3 protein-coding genes are annotated in these 3449 nt (G+C 72.9%); 1 reads left to right on the top strand and 2 read right to left on the bottom strand.

Annotated features, from left to right (window positions below; genetic code table 11):
* Positions 1-40: 40 nt before the first annotated feature.
* Both GT030_RS19025 and bioB read right to left on the bottom strand, forming a co-directional pair.
* Positions 41-1318 (bottom strand): adenosylmethionine--8-amino-7-oxononanoate transaminase, encoded by a 1278-nt coding sequence (locus GT030_RS19025; protein ID WP_161202112.1) that lies wholly within the window; start codon positions 1316-1318, stop codon positions 41-43.
* On the bottom strand, positions 1311-2498 hold the full coding sequence (bioB, locus tag GT030_RS19020; protein ID WP_161202111.1) for a biotin synthase BioB: 1188 nt from the start codon (positions 2496-2498) through the stop codon (positions 1311-1313). The genes GT030_RS19025 and bioB overlap by 8 nt, the downstream gene beginning before the upstream one ends.
* 164 nt (positions 2499-2662) lie before the next feature.
* On the opposite strand from bioB, the gene GT030_RS19015 reads away from it, so the two are divergent.
* Positions 2663-3449, top strand: a 787-nt coding sequence (locus GT030_RS19015; protein WP_161202110.1) for an aminotransferase class I/II-fold pyridoxal phosphate-dependent enzyme, incomplete at its 3' end; no start/stop codon positions are given.

Below are 3449 nucleotides of genomic sequence, written 5' to 3'. Positions count from 1 at the left end.
GATCTCCGTGCCCGTCCCCGTGATCACCAGTACCGGCATGTCATCCCTCCCGCGCCGCGGCGCACACCGCGCGCGCGATCCGTGCCACGTCCGCGTCGTCCGTGACGTACGGCGGCATCGTGTAGACCAGGTCGCGGAAGGGCCGCAGCCACACGCCCTCCCGCACGGCGGCCCGCGTCGCGGCCGCCATGTCCACCTCGTGGTCGAGCTGGACCACACCGATGGCGCCCAGCACGCGCACGTCCCGGACACCGGGCAGCTCCGCGGCCCCGGCGAGACCCTCCCGCAGACCGGACTCGATCCGCTTGACCTCGCCCCGCCAGTCCTGCCCGAGCAGCAGCTCGACGGAGGCGCAGGCCACGTGGGCGGCCAGCGGGTTGCCCATGAAGGTCGGCCCGTGCGCGAGCACCGGCACCTCGCCGCGGGAGATGCCGTCGGCCACCCGCGCGCTGCACAAGGTGGCCGCCAGGGTGAGATAACCGCCGGTCAGCGCCTTGCCCACGCACATCACATCGGGCGGGACCGCCGCGTGCTCCGCCGCGAACAGCGCGCCCGTACGCCCGAAGCCGGTGGCGATCTCGTCGAACACCAGCAGCACGTCGTGCGCGTCGCACGCCTCGCGCAGCACGCGCAGATACGCGGGGGAGTGGAACCGCATCCCGCCCGCGCCCTGCACCACCGGCTCCACGATCACCGCGGCCAGTTCGTCCGCATGCCGCTCGATCATGGACCGCAGATGCTCCGCGTACGCCTCCTCGTAGGCGGCGGGCGGTGCGTCCGCGAAGACCTGGCGGGGCAGCGCGCCGGACCACAGCCCGTGCATGCCGCCCTCCGGGTCGCACACCGACATGGGGTGCCAGGTGTCGCCGTGGTAGCCGCCACGCCAGGTCAGCAGGCGCCGCTTGCCCGGACGGCCGAGCGAACGCCAGTACTGGAGGCACATCTTGACGGCCACCTCGACGGACACCGACCCGGAGTCCGCGAGGAAGACGTGCTCGAGCCCCTCGGGCGACATGTCGACAAGGAGCTTCGCCAGCCGTACGGCGGGCTCGTGAGTGAGTCCGCCGAACATCACATGGCTCATCCGCCCCAGCTGTGCACGCGCCGCCTCGTCCAGCACCGGGTGGCGGTACCCGTGGATCGCCGACCACCAGGACGACATACCGTCGACCAGCTCCACGCCGTCCGCCAGCCGCAGCCGGACCCCGCTCGCCGATTCCACGACGAGCGGTTCGCTCCGGCCCGGCATCGGACCGTACGGATGCCACACATGCCGCCGGTCCAGCTCCAGCAGCTCGGCCGTACCCGGATCAGGCATTGGGCGCGAGGTCCGTCCCGGCACCCCGGCGGCGCACGGCGACCAGATCGGTACGCGGCTCGGCGGAGGCGGGCGCGTCGGCCGCGACCGTGGCCGTACCGCAGACGCCGCCCCCGGCGTGCGAACCGCACCCGGCCTGCTCCGCGCCCGACCCGCAGCCGCCTCCGACCGCCGCCGCCCGGTGCTCCGGCAGCGTCACCTCGTCCGCGCCCTCCACCTCGAACCCGGCGTCCGCGATCATCTCCAGGTCGGCCTTGCCCGCCTGGCCCTCACTGGTCAGGTAGTCCCCGAGGAAGATCGAGTTGGCCAGGTGCAGCGCCAGCGGCTGGAGCGAGCGCAGGTGCACCTCACGGCCGCCCGCGATCCGCACCTCCACGTCCGGGCAGACGAAGCGGACCATCGCCAGGATGCGCAGACACCGCTGCGGGGTGAGGTTCCACTCCTTGGCCAGCGGGGTGCCCTCGAACGGGATCAGGAAGTTCACCGGAACGGAGTCCGGGTCCAGCTCGCGCAGCGCGAACACCACGTCCACCAGGTCCTCGTCGCGCTCACCCATGCCCGCGATCAGACCCGAGCAGGCGGACAGCCCGGCCGCGTGCGCCTTGTGCACCGTGTCCACCCGGTCGGCGTAGGTGTGGGTGGTGGTGATGTCGCCGTAGGTCGCCTCGGAGGTGTTGAGGTTGTGGTTGTAGGCGTCCGCGCCCGCCGCGCGCAGCCGCTCCGCCTGGCCGTCGGAGAGCAGACCGAGGCAGGCGCACACCTCGACGTCCTCGTGCCGCTCCTTGATGGCCTTGATGGTGTCGGAGACCCGGTCCACGTCCCGGTCGGTGGGGCCGCGCCCGGACGCCACCAGGCACACCCGCTTGGCGCCTCCGGCGAGGCCCGCGGCCGCCGCCTCGGACGCCTGGTCGGGCTTGAGCCAGGTGTACTTGAGGATGCCCGCCGTGGAGCCCAGCCGCTGCGAGCAATAGGAGCAGTCCTCCGGGCACAGGCCCGACTTGAGGTTGACCAGATAGTTGAGTTTCACCCTGCGGCCGAACCAGTGCCGCCGCACCTTGCCGGCCGCGGTCACCACATCGAGCAGGTCGTCGTCGGAGGTGGCGAGCACGGCGAGCGCTTCCTCGCGGGTCGGCGTCTCGCGCCGCAGTCCCTTGTCCACCAGCGTGTTCAGCAGGTCCATGAGGCTTGATCCTGTCCTACCCGACCGCTCGGGGCCAAGGAGACTTCGCACAACGAGCGAGGTTCACCGTGTGGGTATTGCCACATCATGGGCGGCTCCCCGCGCCGCTAGTGTCTGTCTGTTGTCTACAAAAGCGCCCACCAGAGCAAGCCCCCGGAGGAGCCATGGCGTTCGGCTGGATCGACGAGCAGGCCGAGGCGCGGCGCCGCGCCGGACTCCTGCGGACCCTGCGCCCCCGGCCCGCCGACTCGCCCCTGCTGGACCTGGCGAGCAACGACTACCTGGGCCTTGCCCGCCACCCCGAGGTCGTCGAGGGCGCGGCCGCGGCGGCCCGGACCTGGGGCGGCGGGGCCACCGGCTCCCGGCTGGTCACCGGCACCACCGAGCTGCACGCCCGCCTGGAGACCGAACTCGCCGAGTTCTGCGGCTTCGAGGCGGCCCTGGTGCTGTCCTCCGGCTACGCGGCCAATCTCGCCGCCGTCACCGCGCTCGGCCCGCACGGCTCGCTGATCGTCTCCGACGCGGGCAACCACGCCTCCCTGATCGACGGCTGCCGCCTCGCGCGCGGCACCACCCAGGTCGTGGGACACGCCGACCCGGAGGCCACGGCCAAGGCCCTGGCGACCCATCAGGGGGAGGCGATCGCCGTCTCCGACACGGTGTTCTCCGTCGACGGTGACGCCGCCCCCCTGCGCTCGCTGGCCGAAGCCTGCCGGGAACACGGCGCCGGACTGGTCGTGGACGACGCCCATGGCCTCGGCGTCCTGGGGGAGGGCGGCCGGGGCGCGGCCCACGCGGCCGGGCTCGCGGGTGCGGCCGACGTGGTGGTCACGGCCACGCTGTCCAAGTCGCTGGGCAGCCAGGGCGGGGTGGTGCTGGGGCCGGCACGGGTGATCGGCCATCTGGTCAACACCGCGCGGACGTTCATCTTCGACACCGGCCTCGCCCCCG

Source organism: Streptomyces sp. SID1328 (assembly GCF_009865595.1).
Lineage (GTDB): Bacteria > Actinomycetota > Actinomycetes > Streptomycetales > Streptomycetaceae > Streptomyces > Streptomyces griseoluteus.
Note: the sequence above shows the minus strand (reverse complement) of the source record. Positions and strands in the feature narration are given on the sequence as shown.

Coding starts and splice junctions, on each gene's coding strand:
- bioB (WP_161202111.1), bottom strand. CDS start 2,498: ATGGACCTGCTGAACACGCTGGTGGACAAGGGACTGCGGCGCGAGACG.
- GT030_RS19025 (WP_161202112.1), bottom strand. CDS start 1,318: ATGCCTGATCCGGGTACGGCCGAGCTGCTGGAGCTGGACCGGCGGCAT.